The sequence below is a fragment of the Cupriavidus sp. 05T313 genome, from assembly GCF_056396665.1.
In genome coordinates, this window is the sequence record NZ_JBFTLX010000696.1 from 1 (window position 1) to 386 (window position 386).

The window sequence follows — 386 nt, forward strand, 5'->3', positions numbered from 1 at the left end:
GTTTCAAGGGAGAGCCTGGCGATTACCTACTTTCACACGGGTATCCGCACTATCATCGGCGTGGAGTCGTTTCACGGTCCTGTTCGGGATGGGAAGGGGTGGTTCCAACTCGCTATGGTCACCAGGCATRAACGGTGGCCGCGTTGAGCMATGTTCAACGCAGCGAATAGGGATGTAGTAGGGGTTGTGCGTATCGGCCAAGCTGCCTAGCAGCGGCACGCGACACTCACACCAGGTAGAAACACACTGGTTATAGGATCAAGCCTTACGGGCAATTAGTACTGGTTAGCTTAACGCATTACTGCGCTTCCACACCCAGCCTATCAACGTCCTGGTCTCGAACGACCCTTCAAGGAGCTCAAGGCTCCAGGGAATCCTCATCTTCA

General features: G+C 54.4%; 2 rRNA genes. Both read right to left on the bottom strand.

Going from position 1 to position 386, the window contains the following annotated elements:
* Positions 1-13 precede the first annotated feature (13 nt).
* Positions 14-126, bottom strand: a 5S ribosomal RNA gene (gene rrf, locus AC1DKD_RS42425).
* 128 nt (positions 127-254) lie between these two features.
* Positions 255-386, bottom strand: a 23S ribosomal RNA gene (locus AC1DKD_RS42430); the annotation flags it as partial.